Below are 2,539 nucleotides of genomic sequence, written 5' to 3'. Positions count from 1 at the left end.
CGTCCCCCCCCCCCCCCCCCCCCCCCCAAACCCCAATATACAACAACCCCCCCCCCCCCCCACCCCCGCCCCCCCCCCCCGGGCGGGGGGCCCTGAAGGTCGTTCGGTTGTCGTCACATACCAGGAACGGGGGTCTGCGGTGCTCCTGGGGCGGCGGACCAGCAGTCCAGCTGGCCGCCCGCTCGTGAGCACCGTCGCCTGGTCCGCGGGCAGGGCGGGCTTGCGCACCCACCTCATAGCCCGGCTGAGGCCGCGCGAGCGCCGTCGGTAATCTCGCCAGATGCCAACCCCCACAGCGAATGCCGCGGCGTCGAGCAGCGCGCGGCGAATGTCCTCGACCTCGCGCCGGGCGTAGTCGATGCGCTCCGGGTCTGTCATGACGCGACACCATACCGATGATCGAACGTGCGTTCTATTGAGGGTGGTGCGGCGCTGTGGGATAGATCGGTCGCATGGTCGATGGGAAGGGGCCTGTGCAGCGTGGTTGGCTTCGTGCGTGCGGGTCTGGTGATTCGGTGGACGGCACGTTGCGTGTGATCGCGGAGTGACCATCAGCTCTACTTCGTTGGTGGGCTTCTGGGAATAGCACGTCTGGACTGCTCTGCACTTGATCTCCAGCAGTCAGGTGGTTACACGGATCCAAAGCGCTGCCGGCCGGGCCGAGGTGGCGGCGCCGGGGGGTGCTGAGGCTTTGCTGGCGTTGGAGTCGTTGGCGCAGCAGCGGTCGGGAGGTCGATGAGTGGAAAGGCAGGATGCCGGGGTGGAGGGACCGCGGGCCGAGGAGGGGGCGGAGCGTCGTTGTCGGCGTGTCTCGTCCGGGTTCAGTGGGACACGAGCGTCGGGCCGGAGTAGGGCTTGCGGATGGCGGTGACGAGCTTGACGTTCTGTGTGTGGTCGACGTCGCTGATGGTGAGGAGATGGGACTCCGGTTCGCCGGTGGCGGGGTTGCGCCAGTGGTAGAGATCGCTGGTTTTGCGTCCGTAGGCGACGTCGACGCCGGCCTGCCAGATGCGTTGAAAATCTTTGTGTGGGCGGAGGTGATGGATCAATTCGTGTGCTTGTTCGGATTCTCGGTAGCGGCCGAGGACGGGCTTGAGGGTGGCGACGGCATGTGCGGCTTCGTATTCCCAGTCGATGATGATCGGTCGTGCGACCGGGCTGAAGATCCACATCGGTACGCAGCGGATCTCGTTGATGCCGGGCAGGCGGGATGCGAATGCGTTGTTGCAGGCCAGGACGTTGGCAATCGGATCGATGTAGGCGGCGAGGATGTCGCGTGCCTCGAGGGCGTCGAGGTGTTCCAGTAGGGCGGCCCGGTGTGGATCGAGGGTGAGGAGTTTGTCGATAGGGGCGAGGTATTCGGGTCCGGCGCGGAGTTCGTGCAGGTGTCGTCTGAGTGTGGGGGAGAGGTCGTAGCCGGTGATGATCCTGTCGAGTGTCTCCAGGGTCGGCATCTCTTTGTCGGCTTCGAGGTCGAACAGGTAGGACTGGCTGACGCCGTGGCGTTGCTGGGCGGCTGAGCGCGAGAGTCGTAGGTGGTCGTCTCTGATGGTGCGCAGGCTGGTGCCGAGCGTGGGAATGCTTGGCAGCCGCGCTCTTCGGTGGTTGCGGGAGGAGCGGTGTACGGGATACCGGCTCATGCGGATCCCCCCTTTCTAGTGGCTTCCGCCACACGCCGAGCGAGGTTATGATGATCTGTTGCCCCCGAGATAATGGTTCTGTCCTATCAGAGGTGGTTTGGTCCGGCAAGATTCCAGGGACCAAGGTCCCTGCGATCGATTGCTGCTGACAGGTCTTCCTGCTCGCGGTTGGTGATGAACTGATCTGTTGCGCAGCATGTTTCGTCGAGATTTCTCAGTCACGATCACATCGTCAAAGACCTGGCAAATGTCCTGTATGTACGCGGTAGAGCGGTTTCACGACCCTGGCCTCACCGGAAAGTAGGAGAGCAGAAACCCTGGTGCTGCAAGGGTTTTCGCGGTTTGGATGGTGGTGCAAGTCCGAACCGTGAAAGGAAAAATCGTGGATCCGATCGTAATTCTGAACGGCGCCAACGCGGTGCTGTCGGTCCTGTCGCACGGGCTGTCGGTGGTGGCCCAGGCGCTGACGCTCGTCCTGCCCTTCCTCTGATGCGGCACATCTGAGAAGCGGCCTCCCGGAGCCGTCACCAGCTCTGGGAGGCGCCCGAGCTTCTTCGCGCCCAACCCTCAGGCGCGCTCTCTTTCATTCCCCGCTTCACCCTGAGTATCGAAGGTTCATTCGGCATGCCCGAAAACAGCAAGACTCTCCATCGACCCCAGCTCGCGCCCTACCTCGTTCCTTGCTCAAAGGTGCGAAAATGGAACGAGCGCAGATATTTTCGCAGCACGCACGTCGTGCTGGCCGGTGTGGTTCCGATCGCCATCGTGCTCACGGCCGGTAGCGCTGGTGCTGTCGACGGCCTAATACTGCAACGACACTCGCATGAGTCGATGCTGGTAGATCTGTGGTGTGGTGTTGGATCGTGCTGTGGCCGAGTTGGATTCGTTGATGACACGGG

The 2,539-nt window shown here is 63.3% G+C and carries 3 protein-coding genes; 1 reads left to right on the top strand and 2 read right to left on the bottom strand.

All coding sequences use genetic code 11. From position 1 onward, the window contains the following. A partial coding sequence (locus QH283_RS16230; protein ID WP_280503822.1) for a hypothetical protein occupies nucleotides 1–378 on the bottom strand: 378 nt, incomplete at its 3' end. A 443-nt stretch (nucleotides 379–821) separates the two neighbouring features. After that, nucleotides 822–1,640: a helix-turn-helix domain-containing protein gene (locus QH283_RS16225; RefSeq protein ID WP_280503821.1), complete on the bottom strand. Its 819-nt coding sequence runs from the start codon at nucleotides 1,638–1,640 to the stop codon at nucleotides 822–824. Between the two features lie 624 nt (nucleotides 1,641–2,264). On the opposite strand from QH283_RS16225, the gene QH283_RS16220 reads away from it, so the two are divergent. Further along, nucleotides 2,265–2,539 (top strand): hypothetical protein (locus tag QH283_RS16220; protein ID WP_280503820.1); only part of this gene is annotated, 275 nt, incomplete at its 3' end.

It is taken from the genome of Nocardia farcinica (assembly GCF_029867845.1).
Taxonomy (GTDB): Bacteria; Actinomycetota; Actinomycetes; order Mycobacteriales; family Mycobacteriaceae; genus Nocardia; species Nocardia farcinica_A.
This window is presented reverse-complemented; position numbering and strand designations above follow the sequence as displayed.